At 72.9% G+C, this 13,969-nt stretch carries 8 protein-coding genes and 2 pseudogenes; 6 read left to right on the forward strand and 4 right to left on the reverse strand.

What is annotated here, in order from left to right:
• The first annotated feature begins 59 nt into the window (after positions 1-59).
• The 3 genes from SGFS_RS05375 to SGFS_RS05385 are packed head-to-tail and all read left to right on the forward strand — an operon-like array spanning position 60 to position 6,864.
• On the forward strand, positions 60-1,220 hold the full coding sequence (locus tag SGFS_RS05375) for an ATP-binding protein (protein ID WP_286248041.1): 1,161 nt from the start codon (positions 60-62) through the stop codon (positions 1,218-1,220).
• Complete coding sequence (locus SGFS_RS05380) at positions 1,217-4,927, forward strand: vWA domain-containing protein (protein ID WP_286248043.1); 3,711 nt, start codon at positions 1,217-1,219, stop codon at positions 4,925-4,927. Before SGFS_RS05375 ends, SGFS_RS05380 begins: the two co-directional genes overlap by 4 nt.
• A complete protein-coding gene (locus SGFS_RS05385; protein WP_286248045.1) occupies positions 4,924-6,864 on the forward strand; it encodes an SWIM zinc finger family protein in 1,941 nt (646 codons plus the stop codon). Before SGFS_RS05380 ends, SGFS_RS05385 begins: the two co-directional genes overlap by 4 nt.
• 220 nt (positions 6,865-7,084) lie before the next feature.
• On the opposite strand, the pseudogene SGFS_RS51320 reads toward SGFS_RS05385, so the two are convergent.
• Positions 7,085-7,401 (reverse strand): annotated as a pseudogene (locus tag SGFS_RS51320) (citrate synthase family protein); the annotation flags it as partial.
• Here SGFS_RS51320 and SGFS_RS05390 point away from each other — a divergent pair.
• Positions 7,389-7,514, forward strand: coding sequence for a hypothetical protein (locus SGFS_RS05390; RefSeq protein WP_286248047.1), 126 nt, complete (start codon positions 7,389-7,391; stop codon positions 7,512-7,514). The pseudogene SGFS_RS51320 and the gene SGFS_RS05390 sit on opposite strands and share 13 nt — an antisense overlap.
• 52 nt (positions 7,515-7,566) lie before the next feature.
• On the opposite strand, the gene SGFS_RS05395 is transcribed toward SGFS_RS05390, so the two are convergent.
• The 3 genes and pseudogenes from SGFS_RS05395 to SGFS_RS05405 form a co-directional block, all read right to left on the reverse strand.
• A complete protein-coding gene (locus tag SGFS_RS05395; RefSeq protein WP_286248049.1) occupies positions 7,567-8,463 on the reverse strand; it encodes an RNA polymerase sigma-70 factor in 897 nt (298 codons plus the stop codon).
• Between the two features lie 121 nt (positions 8,464-8,584).
• Entirely contained in the window at positions 8,585-9,784 is a 1,200-nt protein-coding gene (locus SGFS_RS05400) for an NAD(P)/FAD-dependent oxidoreductase (RefSeq protein ID WP_286248051.1), read from the reverse strand.
• A gap of 138 nt (positions 9,785-9,922) precedes the next feature.
• A pseudogene (locus SGFS_RS05405) lies at positions 9,923-10,653 on the reverse strand (cytosine permease); the annotation flags it as partial.
• Positions 10,654-10,834: 181 nt separating this feature from the next.
• Between SGFS_RS05405 and sigJ the strand changes: the two are divergent.
• On the forward strand, positions 10,835-11,737 hold the full coding sequence (gene sigJ / locus SGFS_RS05410; protein WP_286248053.1) for an RNA polymerase sigma factor SigJ: 903 nt from the start codon (positions 10,835-10,837) through the stop codon (positions 11,735-11,737).
• Between the two features lie 17 nt (positions 11,738-11,754).
• Positions 11,755-13,938 carry an MMPL family transporter gene (locus tag SGFS_RS05415; protein WP_286248055.1) on the forward strand — a complete coding sequence of 728 codons (2,184 nt, stop codon included), beginning with the start codon at positions 11,755-11,757 and terminating at the stop codon, positions 13,936-13,938.
• Positions 13,939-13,969: the final 31 nt, after the last annotated feature.

Here is a 13,969-nt window from a genome sequence, read left to right on the forward strand (position 1 = left end):
AGACAGACCCACCGACTCACCGACTCACCGACTCACCGACTCACCGAGCAAGGACATCCATGACCTCGACCGACACGGCGACGGCCCTTCCGGCCCGGCAGGTCCTGCCCGCCGAAGAGCGCCACGCCACCGAACTCGCCTTCCTCGCCGCCCACGACGAGGGACCCCGCCCGCCGGGCTGGCGCCTGACCCCGCGTGCCGCGGTCACGTTCGTCTGCGGCAGTGGCGGCGAGAGCCTGAAGCTCGCCAAGCCGCACGAGACGCTGCCCGACCGGCTCGTGATAGCCCCCAAGTTCGTCGGGGAGCGCGCCCTGGTGGAGCGGTGCGTGGTCACCCTCGCCGGTGAGCGCGGCCTGCTGCTCGTCGGCGAGCCCGGTACGGCCAAGTCGATGCTCTCCGAACTGCTGTCGGCCGCCGTGTCCGGCACCAGCGCGCTCACCGTGCAGGGCACGGCGGGCACCACCGAGGACGCCTTCCGCTACGGCTGGAACTACGCCCTGCTGCTCGCCCAGGGCCCGACCCCGCAGGCACTGGTCGACTCGCCGGTGCTCGGCGCCATGCGCTCCGGGCGGGTGGCGCGGGTCGAGGAGATCACCCGCTGTCTGCCGGAGGTGCAGGACGCCCTGGTGTCGATCCTGTCCGACCGGCGGGTGAGCGTGCCCGAGCTGTCCGGCACGGACGACGCCCAGGTCGCCGCGGCTCCCGGGTTCACCGTCATCGCGACCGCCAACCTGCGCGACCGCGGTGTCTCGGAGATGTCCGCCGCGCTCAAGCGGCGCTTCAACTTCGAGACCGTGCACCCGATCGCGGACGTGGACGCCGAGACGGCGCTGGTCCGGCGGCAGGCGCAGGCGGCGGTCGAGCGGGCGGGCGCGGCCTTCGGTGTCGACGACGCCGTGCTCGACGTACTGGTCACCGTCTTCCGCGATCTGCGCGAAGGGCGCTCCGTCGAGGGCTGGGACGTGGAGCGGCCCGGGACGGTGATGTCCACCGCCGAGGCCGTGCAGGTCGCCGCCTCGCTGGGGGTGGCCGCCGCCTATCTGCCCGGCGGGGACGCCCTGGACCTAGTCCCCGGTCACCTCCTCGGCGTGGTCCGCAAGGACGACCCGGCCGACCACGCCCGGCTGCTCGGCTACTGGGACGGCCCGGTTCGCCGCCGCGCCGAGGACGGTTCGGCGATGTGGCGCCGCCTCTGGGACCTGCGGGAGAACCTTCGGTGACGATCGCTCAGGACCCCCGGGCGGTCATCCCGGCCCTCGCCGACTCCGCGATGCCGTATCTGCTGGGCGTACGGCACCACAGCCCTGCCCTCGCCGCGGCCGTGCCCGCCCTGCTGGACGCCTCAGGCGCCGAGGTCGTGTGCGTGGAACTGCCCGCCGACTTCCAGCCCTGGCTCGTCCATCTCTCCGCCCCGGGCACCCTGGCGCCGGTGGCGCTGGCCGGGGCCGGTGAGGGCGGGCGGCTCGGCTTCTACCCGTTCGCCGACTTCTCCCCCGAGCTCGCCGCGGTCCGCTGGGCCCGGGAGCGGGGGGTGGACGTCGTGTGCTGTGATCTGCCGATGTCCGATCCGACGTGGAGCGCGGACGGCGCGGGGCGGGACGCGGATGTTCCCGCCCCGGCGGGCGACACGCGGAACGCGGTCGCGGAAGCCACCGTCGCCCCGCCCACCGCCTTCGCGGTCGCCCTCACAGCCGCCGGCACCGGCCGCGACGGCGACGACCTCTGGGACCGCTGCGTGGAGGTACTCGCCCCCGGCTGCGCCCCCGAGGCGATCCGCCGGGCCGCTCTCGGCGTGGGGTGGGCGCTGCGCCGCGACGCCGAGTCGGCGGGCGGTGTACCGCCGGTGGACCTGGCCCGCGAGGCCCATATGCGCGACACGATCGCCCGCGCGGCTGCGGGCGGGCGCCGCGTCGCGGCGGTCGTCGGGGCGTTCCACGCCCCGGCGCTCACGGACGTGGGCACGGGCGCGGAGGAGACCGTGGCGGACGGCCCGCTTCCGGCCCCGCGTACCGCGGCCGGTTCGGCGTCCGGGGCACGGGGAGCGGGCCTCGTCGGGGAGCGGCCGCCCGTGGTCACCTCCCTCGTCCCGTACGCCTTCGATCTGCTGGACTCCCGTTCCGGTTACCCGGCGGGCATCCGGGACCCGCGTTGGCAGCAGGCGGTGTTCATGGCCGGGGGCGACCCCGAGCTGCTGCACGGCGCGGCGGCGCGGGCGATCACCGATGTGTGCCGGGAGCTGCGCGCGGCCGGGCACACGGCGGGGACGGGTGAGGCCGCCGAGACTCTGCGGATGGCGTGCGACCTGGCCAGTCTGCGGGGGCTCGCGGCCCCGGGGCGGGGCGAGGTGCTGGAGGCGCTGACGGCCGTGCTGGGCCAGGGCGAGCCGCTCGGCCGCGGCCGGGCCCTCGCGCGGGCGCTCGAAGTGGTCCTGGTCGGTACCGACCGGGGCAGGATCGCGCCGGGCACACCACGGTCGGGGCTGGGCCCGTCCGTGGAATCGGAGCTGGCCGCGCTGCGGCTGCCCGGCCCGGACGACCCCGCCTCGCGCGAGCTGCGGCTCGACCCGTTCCGCTCGGCCCTCGACGGCCGCCGCGAAATCCTGCTCCAGCGCCTCGCGGTGTGCGGCGCGGGCTACGGCGAGTCCGTGGAGGTGGCCGGCACGGGCGACGGTACGGCGCTCACCACAAAGTGGCGGCTGTCGTGGACCCCGGCCGTTCCCGTACGGCTGGACCTGGCCGGGATACGGGGCGTGACCGCGGCCCTGGCCGCCGAGGGCACCCTGCGGGAGACCTTCCGCCGGGAGTCGGCGGACGGCGGGCCGACCTGTGCTCTTGTTCTCTCCGGGCTTCGCGCGGCCGCCCGATGCGACCTGCCCGCGCTGGTCGCGGACCGCCTGGCCGACGCCGCGGTCGTACTCCCCGCGGCGGCGACGCTTCCCGAACTCCTCGAAGCGCTGGACCTGTTGGAGGCGCTGCGCCGGGGTCATCTGCCCGGTACCACGCCCGAGGCTCGGCAGGAGGCCGCCGAGCTGGCGGCCACCCTGATGGAGGCGGCGGTCCGTGCGTTGCCCGGCCTGGCGGGCAGCGACCAGCCGGAGGACGCGGCCGCGCTCATCGCGCTCGCGTCGCGGGCCGGTGAACACCTCCTCGGTCTGCGTATGGACGACGCCCTGGGTACCCTCGCGCGCACCGGCTCACCGCTCGTGCAGGGGGCCGCCCTGGCGGCCCGGGTCCTGCTCGACCTGGACGACGCCGGCACACTCGGCGCGCGGGCCGCCGGCTGGATCGACACGGCCACGGCGCCGGACGCGCGCCTTGGGCTGGCCCGCCGCCTCACCGGGCTGCTCAGCGGCGCGGCTCCGCTCCTCCAGGCGGCGCCGACCGCCCTCGACCCGTTGCTCGGCCGGATCGAGACGCTCCCGGATCAGGGGTTTCTGGACCGGCTGCCCGCGCTGCGCGGCGGCTTCGACACGCTCACTCCGGCCGGCCGCGACCGGTTGCTCAGCACGGTGACCGAGCGGCTCGGCGACCGCCTCGACCTGTCGCTCACCGTATCCCCGGAGCTCCTCGCGCTGTGGACGGCGGCGGACAGGGTGGGCCTCGCGGCGGTCAACTCCCTGCGGTTGCCGGTGCGGACGGACGACACGAACGACACCGGCGCGACGGGCGTGCCCGAGAGCGTCAGCGTCCCTGCGGGCCCCTTTGCCGCTGAGACTCCCGTGACCACCTCGGCCGCCACGGCCGCCGAGGTGACTGTGGCCGCTCCGCCGGAGGCACCCGCCGCCACAACCTCGACCGTCCTCCGGCTCACCCCCACCGACCGCTGGCGACTCCTCCTCGGCAGGGAGACCGAGAAACTGCCGCAGGGCGCCCGCCGTTACGCGCACGCGCTCGACGAGCTGTACGGCACCGGCCGGGGTGAGGGCTCCTCGGATCTCGGCCGGGAGCACGACCAGGCCCAGGGCGGCGGCCAGGACGCGTCCTTCCCCACGGCCCGCGAATGGGCCGAGGAACTGGACGCGTTGTTCGGCGCGGAGGTCCGCGAGGAGGTGCTGGCGCGGGCCGCCGACCAGGGCCGTACGGACGTACTGGCCGAGCTGGACCCCAAGTCGGTCCGCCCGTCGGTCGATCTGCTGACGTCCGTGCTGTCCCTGGCCGGAGGGATGCCCGAGCAGCAACTGGCCAAGCTGCGCCCGCTCGTACGCCGTCTGGTCGACGAGCTGGCCAAGGAGCTGGCCACCCGGATGCGCCCGGCCCTGACCGGGCTGGCCACACCGCGCCCGACCCGCCGCCCCGGCGGACGGCTCGACCTCCCGCGTACGCTGCGCGCCAACCTGGCGCACACGCGCCGGACGGCCGACGGCCGGACGGTGATCGTGCCGGAGAAGCCGGTGTTCAGCACCCGCTCCCGCAAGGAGTCGGACTGGCGGCTGATCCTCGTGGTGGACGTGTCCGGGTCGATGGAGGCGTCCGTCATCTGGTCGGCGCTGACCGCGGCCGTCCTGGGCGGGGTACCCACCCTGTCCACCCACTTCCTCACGTTCTCGACCGAGGTGATCGACCTGACGGACCGGGTGGACGACCCGCTGTCGCTGCTCCTGGAGGTACGGGTCGGCGGCGGCACCCACATCGCGGCCGGGCTCGCGCACGCCCGTTCCCTGGTGACCGTGCCCAGCCGGACCCTCGTGGTGGTGGTGAGCGACTTCGAGGAGGGCTATCCGCTGGGCGGCCTCCTCGGCGAGGTACGGGCCCTCGCCGGTTCCGGGGTGCACCTGATGGGCTGCGCCGCCCTGGACGACACCGGCACCCCGCGTTACTCGGTGCCCGTCGCCCAGCAGCTCGTCGCGGCCGGTATGCCCGTCGCCGCCCTCAGTCCCCTCGCCCTCGCCCGCTGGGTGGGCGACCGCCTCCGCGGAGAGACCCGATGAACGCCGAACTGCCCCCGGTGGCGCCCGACGTGGTCGCCGCCGCCGTCGAGAGCCTGACCTCGCGGCTGCGCAAGAAGCTGGACGCCGCGATCGAGTCGTACGCGGCCGTTCCCGTCACCACGGAAGACGGTGTCCTGCGCGTCCGGTGCGGTGAGGACGCCGAAGTCACCCTCACGCCTGGTCCCTCCGGCGCCGTCACGGACGCCGGGCAGGCGGTGTGCAGCTGTCTGCTCGCGCCCCGGTGCCTGCACCGCGCGGCCGTACTGGGCGCCTGCCCCGTGGCCGACGCGGACGCGGTCGCCGACGCGGACACGGCTGTCGAGCAGGCGACCGCCGTAGCGGGCGGCGCCGGTGATGCCGTGTCAGCGGAAGGAGCCACCGCCGCCGGGGCCACCGCCGCTCAGGTGCCCACCTCGGAGACCTCCGAGCCTCCGCAAGTGACCGAACCGACCGGGCCGACAGGCCCCACTGCCGCTCAAGTGGCCGCCGCCACCGGCCTCTGGGCGGCCACCGCCGCCGTCCTCGCCTCCGGAGTCCCCGCGGCGGGCGCGGTGCCGCAGGCGGAGTTGCTGCGGGCCGCCCACACGGCGCGGCTGGCCGGGTTGCACCGCGCGGAGGCGGCGGCCCTGCGGGTCGTACGCGGGTTGCGCGGTGCCCGTGCCCGCCACGACGGCCATCGGCTGGCGGACCTGGTCGCCAACGTGCGCGAGCTGCTGCTCACCACCGGCCTGTTGGCAGCGGCGGACCCGGATCCGGCGCTGGTCGGCACTGCCCGCCGCAGCTACCGGCCGGGCGGCGCACTGCGGGTGCACGGGGTGTGCCGGGAGCCGGTGATCGCGGCCACCGGGTACGGCGGGGTCGTCACCCACCTGGTCTCGGACGACGGGCGCTGGTTCTCCATCGCCGATGTCAAGCCAGGTGGCCCGGCGCGCGCCCGTGGTGCGGGCACAGCCAGCGTGGCGCTCGGTTCGGGCGCGCTCGACCACGCCCGGCTGGCCCGTGGCGGGCTGCTGATCTCCGGTGCCACGCTCTCTCCGGACGGCCGCCTCGGCTCCGGCAAGGGTGTGCGGGCCACCCCGGTCGCCGGTCTGTCCTGGACATCGGGCCCGCTCGCCGCCCTGTTCGCCCGCCCCCTGGCCGAAGCCGTCGCCGAGCGGCTCACGGGCAGCCCCGGAGCCGACCCCGAGCAGGCCGAGCAGACGGCGCGCCAGTTGATCGGCTGCGACCTGGTCCTCGTCGGCGCGGCGGGCGACCAGTTGCTCGCTCACGCACTGGACCCCGCCGGGCACCCGGCGGCGGACGGCCTCCTGATCAGGCTGACACCGGCCAACGGCCACCCGGACCTCGCCCACACGGCCAATTTCCGTCAGCTGGCGTCCCGGCCCGGTCTGCGGCTGCGCGTGATCGGCCGCCTGGACGCCGAGCGCGCCGCCACGCTGCGCCCCCTCGCGGTGGGCCCGGTGCCGGACACCGAGGCGACGCTGCGGCTCCCCGCCGACTGGCAGGGCCACGCCGACCTGGGTTACGACCGTCTCCAGGGCGCGCACTTCCCGCCATCGGATGCCCTTCCCACCGTGGACGGCCTCGGCGGCGTCCCGGCGGACCCGCTCGCGGAGGCCCCGCTGTGGCGGTTGCGCAGGCTGGTCGAGGTCGCGGTGTCCGGGGGCCGCCGGGCCGTGGCCGAACCGGCGCGCGACGGAGATCGGAGCGAGGGCGGGGCGGCCCTGCGGCGCAGCGGTTTCCGCTCGGCCGCCGATCTGGCGGCCGCCCTCACCTCGGAAGCCGACCGCCGCACCCGCGACGTCTTCGGCCGCATCACCGAGCCCGACCCGGACCGCTACGCCCGGGCATGGCTCGCCACAGCCGTGTACCTGGCCGGCACCGAACGGGCCCTGATCCAGGCCACCTGGCAGCCGTCGGCCTCCGATGCGACCTGACGCTGTGCTGCGCGCCAAGGCTGCACCAGGTGAGTATCAGCGGATGGAGGAACCGATTCCGATCCGTCCGTTGCTGGAGAGGTGCAGGACGCGTCCGCGGCCGCGGCGTCGTATGACGGGGGGATGGCCCGCACGCCGCAGAAGGAGCCGGTGACATTGCCGCGCAGCAGCGGGATGGGCAGGTCGAGGTCGGCCAGGGCGGCTCCGCGCCGGTGTCCTAGGTGACGCCGAGGAAGCGGGAGCCGCCGCCGAGCAGCCCGGTGGCGAGCGCGCCCTGCACCGAATGATCGGGCGCCGACAGGTGGGTGAGGCGGGTGACGGTGGTGGTCGGGGTGAAGCCGTGGTCGGCGAGCGCGGCGGGTACGGCCTCGGAGACGCGTACTTGGCCGGGGTGGGGCGGCGTTGGGTGGCGTTGGCGACCCAGTAGGTGAGTTCGCCGAAGCCCACCTCGCCCACCTCGCCCATGACGTCACGGGCGAGGTCGTGGCCGAGCAGGGTGATCGCGGTGCGGCTGGAGGCGCCGGGTGCGGTGGGCACCCTGGCTGTGCCCCGGCATCCACGAGAGCGACGCCGAACGCCGCCGCACCGCCCGCACCGGCCTCGCCTCCTGGCTGTCGGGCGACCACTCCGGCAACAACACATACCGCTGACCAGCCCCGGCGCCCGACTCCGGGCCACCGGGGCTGAGCCGCCGCCAGGAGCTCAGCGCAGGGTGAGCGGAGTCGCGGATGCCACGCGGGACAGTTTCTCCGGGTTGCGGACGTAGTAGAGGCCGGTGATACAGGCGTCCTCGACACGGACCGCCATGATGCCGTCGATCTCGCCGTCCAGGTGTACGACGAGTGCCGGGCTGCCGTTGACCACGGTGGGGGCGACGGTGACCCGGCCTTCGTTCTTGCCGAGAACACCCATCAGGAAGCGGGCCACCTTGCCGGCGCCGGTGATGGGCCGCGGCGCGGCCTGCTTGATGCCGCCGCCGTCGTTCACCATGACGACCTCGGGGGCGAGCACGTCGAGGAAGCCCTGCGGATCCCCGGTCTCGAGCACGCGCCGGAACGACTCCAGCGCCGCCCGGGTCTCGCTCGGGGAGACCACCTGGCGAGGCCGGCGGGCATCGACGTGCTTGCGGGCGCGGTGGGCGATCTGTCGGACGGCCGCGGGGCTCTTGTCGACAGCGGCCGCGATCTCGTCGTAGCCGACGTCGAAGACCTCGCGCAGCACGAAGACGGCTCGTTCGGTCGGCGCCAGCGTTTCGAGGACGAGCATCAGCGCCATCGACACACTCTCGGCGAGCATGGCGTCCTCCGCCACGTCGGGCGCGGTGAGCAGCGGCTCCGGCAGCCAGGGGCCGACGTACGCCTCCCTGCGGCGCTGCATGGTGCGCAGCCGGTTGAGCGACTGCCGGGTGGTGATCCGGACCAGGTAGGCGCGCTGATCGCGCACCTGCTCCAAGTCGACCTCGACCCACCGCAGCCACGTCTCCTGGAGGACGTCCTCGGCGTCGGCCGCCGATCCGAGCATCTCGTAGGCGACGGTGAAGAGCAGGTTGCGATGGGCGACGAAGGTCTCGGTCGCCGGGTCGGTGGCGGGGTCGCTCATGTCCCGGCTCCTCTCCCGTGCGACCGGACCTGATTACCGAAGGCCTTCAGACGTGCGTGCACAGCAAGGTCCTTTTCATTGGCAGTCGTTCGTTCCGATCCACCTGATCACACTTGCCTGGTCAAGACACCGGTTCTACGGTGCTCGGCACCTCGCCCCGCTTGGCCAGCAGCAACTCCTGACGCTTGTCGTCCTTGGCCCACCAGGTGTGCGCACCGGGCTTGCGTGCCTCGTACCGCAGCTGCCAGACGGTGCTCCTGCAGATGAACTCCTTGAGCTTTCCGCCCGTCCGGCCGCCGAGGTAGTACCTGTTGGCGGTGTCGTCCTTCTGTGAGACCTGGAAGACGCCGAAACGACGCCCCAGGCTGATGCACTGGCCGGCGAACCCCACGCTGACGGGCACGGGCTCCTCACCCTCGAGCCGGCGAAGGACGGTCTCCGCGGCCTGCGGGCCCAGCTGGACCGCGGACTGGCAGCCCATCCGGAAGGGCAGGTCGGACGGCGCGGCCGAGTCCCCGGCCGCGACGACGCGCTCGTCGTCCACGCTGGTCAGCGTCTCGTCCGTGAGCAGTCGGCCCAAGGCGTCGGTCGTCAGTCCGCTGCGCGCGGCCAGGTCCGGCACGCCGAACCCGGCGGTCCAGATGGTCACCTCGCTCGGCAACTCTCGGCCGTCGGCGAGCCGCACGACATCGCGTGTCACAGCCGTCACCTTCGTGTCGGGGCCTTCGAGCACGGTCACACCGAGTTCGCCCAGCCGCCCGGCGACCGAGCGACGGCCCCGAGGGTGCAGGTAGGGGCCGAGCACCCCGCCGCAGACCAGCGTCACGGCACGGCCCGCCTCCGCCAGTTCGGCGGCGGTCTCGATACCGCTCGGACCGGCTCCGACCACGGTCACCGCGGCCGTGGCAGGCGCGGCGTCGAGGACCGGCCGCAGCCTCTGCGCCTCCTCCAGGCTCGCGATCGGGTGGGCGAACTCGGCCGCTCCGGGCACGCTCGGGTCGGCGCTGCCGCTTCCCACCGCGTAGATCAGATAGTCGTAGTCGACCGTGCCGCCCGTCGCCAGCGTCACCCTGCGCTCGGCCGTGTCGATCCGGATCACGGTGTCGACGACCAGGCCGACGCGCTCGCCCAGGACCTTTCGGTAGTCGACCATCGCGTCGTGGGATCCGCCCAAGAGTTGGTGCAGGCGGATCCGCTCGACGAAGTTCGGGCGCGGGTTGATCAGGGTCACGGTCACGTCGTCGCGCTGTGTCAGACGGTTGGCCGCCATGACGCCGGCGTATCCGCCGCCGATCACGACCACATCGGTGTTCCCGGTCATGGTGTCTCCTCCGTATGAAAGGGGTTCGGCCTCAAGACACCGCCGGGTCGATGGTTGTGACAGGGACGCGTGCGAATTTTTTTCGGGGCCCTCTTCAGCGGCCCTCGGCGCGGAGAGACGGGCCGACTCAGGTGACCGTCAGCCTGCCTCGGCAGCGGGCACCGGCGGTGTCCGGCTGTCCGGCGTTCCCGGTCCGGTGATCGGCGGGACCGGCGCGTCCACGGTCCGCGCGAGCCGGGCGCCCTCGGGGCCGTACGCCGCCCGGGAGCTCCGGGAAGATCCGCAGCAGCGCGAGGAACAGCACCGCGGCCGCGGCGAGCGACAGGGGCAGGCTGATGTCGACGCCGTTCGCCAGATCGCCCAGCGGGCCGACGAATTGGCCGGGGATGTTGGTGAACGGCACGCCGAGCACCGCGGACACCCACCACGCGGTCGTGCCGCGCCAGGTCCAGCCGTGGCTGAACCAGTAACGGCCGCCCCCCTGAGGGCGGTTGAAGACCTGCAGGGCGTCCGGGTCGTACCAGCCGCGGCGGGTGTGGAAGCCGAGCGTCATCATCACCATCCAGAACGTGGCGCAGGTGATGATCATCGTGGCGAAAGTCGAGATGGACTGGACGAGGTTCAGGCCGAAACGGCAGACGAAGATGACTCCGATGGACAGCACGCCGACCAGCAGCGTCGCCTGAACGCGGCGACAGCCGCGGGAACACGGACGAGAAGTCGAGCCCCGTGCCGTACAGCGATTGTGGTGCCGTGGGCATGCCTCCCATCAGGGCGAGCAGGCAGACCGGCAGGAAGAACCAGCCCGGTGAGATGGCGAGCGGCCCGCCCACGAAGTCGAGGGCAACCGGATCGACGTACTCCGGGGCCGGCCATAGTCGGCACCCACACTGGATGATTCGGCCACCATCCTGGCGCAGGCCCCCCTACGCCTGCCCGCCCCTGGTCGCCCATCCATGAGGTCTGGATCACATTTCAGAAGCGGATGTCACACTCCCGGCGCCTGGATCCCTCTCAGTTCGGAACGTATCCGCGACGGGAGGCCCCACGATGTCCGACACGGCGACACAGGTGTTCCACGACCACCGTGAGCTGCTCTTCTCCATCGTCTACAACATGCTCGGCAGCGTCTCCGACACCGAGGACGTACTGCAGGAGACGTGGCTGGCGTGGACGGGCAGGAGCCAGGTGCCGGGCGCGGAGCGGATCGACAATCCGCGCGCCTACCTCGTACGGATCGCGGTGAACGGCGCCCTCGCCCACCGGACCGCCGTCAGCCGCCGCCGTGAGACCTACGTCGGGCCGTGGCTGCCCGAGCCGCTCGTCAGCCCCCTCTGCGGCATCCCGGCCCCCGACGACGCCGCGGACGCGGCGGTGCGCGCGGAGTCGGTGTCGATGGCGCTGCTGGTGGTCCTGGAAACCCTCACTCCGCTGGAGCGCGGGGTGTTCGTCCTGCACGAGGTGTTCGGGTACGCCCACACCGAGATCGCGGAGATCCTCGGCCGCAGTCCCTCGGCGATCCGCCAGCTCGCCCATCGCGCCCGCGAGCACGTCCACGCCCGGCGCCCCCGCTACGAACCCGACCCGCACGTCCGGCAGCAGGTGACCGAACGGTTCCTGGTCGCCGCGCTCGGCGGTGATCTGGACGCCCTCCTGCGGATCCTCGCGCCGGAGGTGACGTTGTGGAGTGACGGCGGAGGCAAGACCCGGGCGGCGGGCCTGCGTCCGGTCCACGGCCGGGACAAGGTCGCCCGCCTCTTCGCCGGCCTCGCCCCCCGCTCCGGCAAGGGCCTCGACGTGGTCTACCGCAGAGTCAACGGCGACCCGTCGGCACTGCTGTTCGCCGGCGACACCCCCTACGCCGTCATGGTCCTCGACCTCACTCCGGACGGCGATCAGGTGTGCGGGATCTACACCGTCGCCAACCCCGACAAGCTCGCCCACGTCAACTGAGGACCGAGGAAATCCACATGGTGCGGAAAATAGCGTCTTTGCCCAGTGGCAGAGTGGCGAAGTGGGTCGTCCTCGCCCTTTGGACGGCCCTGCTGGTCCCGGCCCTCTTGCTGGCCGGCGGGCTCGGCGAGGTCGAGGAGAACGACAACTCGGCCTGGTTGCCCGGCAACGCGGAGTCCACCGAGGTCGTCGAGCGGGCCGAGAGGTTCCAGCCCGCCGACACCCTGCCCGCGATCGTGGTCTACGACCGGCCCGAGGGCGTCACCTCGGCCGACCTGGCCAAGGCCCGAGCCGATGCCGAGGCGTTCCAGGACATCGACAACGTGGTGGGGCAGCCGCAGGGCCCCTCGAAGGCCGAAGACGGCAAGGCCATCCAGACCGTGGTGCAGGTCCGCAAGGACAGGACGGGCTGGGAGGGGATCGGCGAGGTCGTCGACGCGATGACCGACGTCGGTGAGAAGAACGCGGACGGTCTCGGCTTCCATGTAACCGGTTTGGCCGGTTACGCGTCCGACTCGATCAAGGCCTTCAGCGGAGGAGGCGACCTAACGACGATCACCGCGGTGGTGGTGGTCGTGATTCTGCTGCTCACCTACCGCAGCCCGGTACTGCCCCTGCTCCCCTTGCTGACCTTGGGCGTCGCCCTGGTCACGTCAGAAGCGGTCATCTACGTGCTGGCGAAGAACGCCGGACTCGTCGTCAACAAGCAGACAAGCTTCATCCTGACGGTGCTGGTCTTCGGCGCCGCCACCGACTACGCGCTACTGCTCATCTCGCGCTACCGGGAGGAGTTGAGGCGGCACGAGGACCGGCACGAGGCCATGGCGGAGGCCCTGCGCCGGTCCGGTCCCGCGATCGTCGCCAGCGCCGCTACCGTCGCGGTCAGCCTGATGCTGCTGATGCTCGCCACCCTCAACTCCACCCAGGGGCTCGGACCGGCCTGCGCCGTGGGCATCCTCGTCGGACTGCTCGCCATGCTCACCCTGATGCCCGCCCTGTTGGTCATCTGCGGCCGCTGGGTCTTCTGGCCGGTGAGACCGTCGTACGAGGCGTACGGATCGGCCGGCATGCCCGGAACGACAGGAGTGGCCGGGGCGAACTCGGCGGGCAGGGGCGGGCTCTGGACCCGAGTCGGCACCGCCGTCGCGGGCCGACCCCGGGTCGTGTGGATCGGCACCGCGCTCGTTCTCGGCGTCATGGCCATCGGAGTGTTCGGGCTCAAGGCCGACGGGCTCTCCAACACGGACCAGTTCACCGACCGACCGCAGATGGCCGTGGGCGAGGAGATCCAGGCCAGGCACTTCCCGGCCGGGTCGGGGGATCCCCTCTACGTCGTCGCCAGGGCCTCCTCGGCCGAGCAGGTGCGGGCAGCCTTGTCCGGCGTCCAGGGAGTCGCCGGTGTCTCGACGCCGATGGTCAAGGGCGGTGAGGCCCTCCTGCTCGGGGAGTTGAGGGACGCTCCCAGCAGCACGGCCGCGCTGCGCACCGTCGAGCGGGCCAGAGCCGCGGTGTACAGGATCGAGGGCGCGCACGCCCAGGTCGGCGGCAACACGGCGATCGTTCTCGACACGCAGGAGGCCGCCGCACGTGACTCCGAGGTGATCATTCCCATCGTGTTGGTCGTGGTGTTCCTCGTCCTCGCGCTGCTGCTGCGGGCGATCGTCGCGTCTCTGCTGCTGATGGCGACGGTGGTGTTGTCCTTCGGCGCGGCCCTCGGTGTGAGCAGTCTGATGTTCAACCACGTGTTCCGATTCGCCGGCGCGGAAGCCTCCTTCCCGCTCCTGACGTTCGTGTTCCTGGTCGCCCTGGGCATCGACTACAACATCTTCCTGGTCACCCGCGTACGCGAGGAGGCACTGCTGCACGGCACCCGGCGCGGTGCGCTGACGGGCCTGTCCGCCACCGGGGGTGTGATCACCTCGGCGGGCCTGGTGCTGGCCGGCACCTTCGCGGCAATGGCCTCACTGCCGCTGGTGTTCGCGGCCGAACTCGGCTTCGCGGTGGCGTTCGGCGTGCTCCTGGACACCATGGTCGTCCGGTCGGTCCTGGTCACCGCGCTGACCCTGGACGTGGGCCGATGGATGTGGTGGCCGGGCGCACTGTTCAGACGTCACGACTTTCTTGCCTGTGCGCTCGGAGCGCGTCACGAAGCGGGCGGTTCTCCGGCTGACCGGTTCACCGGTGAGGCGGCTGGTAACTAGAATCCGGCCACCCCGTCCGTACCGAAGTGAG

The sequence above is a fragment of the Streptomyces graminofaciens genome (genome assembly GCF_030294945.1).
GTDB lineage: Bacteria > Actinomycetota > Actinomycetes > Streptomycetales > Streptomycetaceae > Streptomyces > Streptomyces graminofaciens.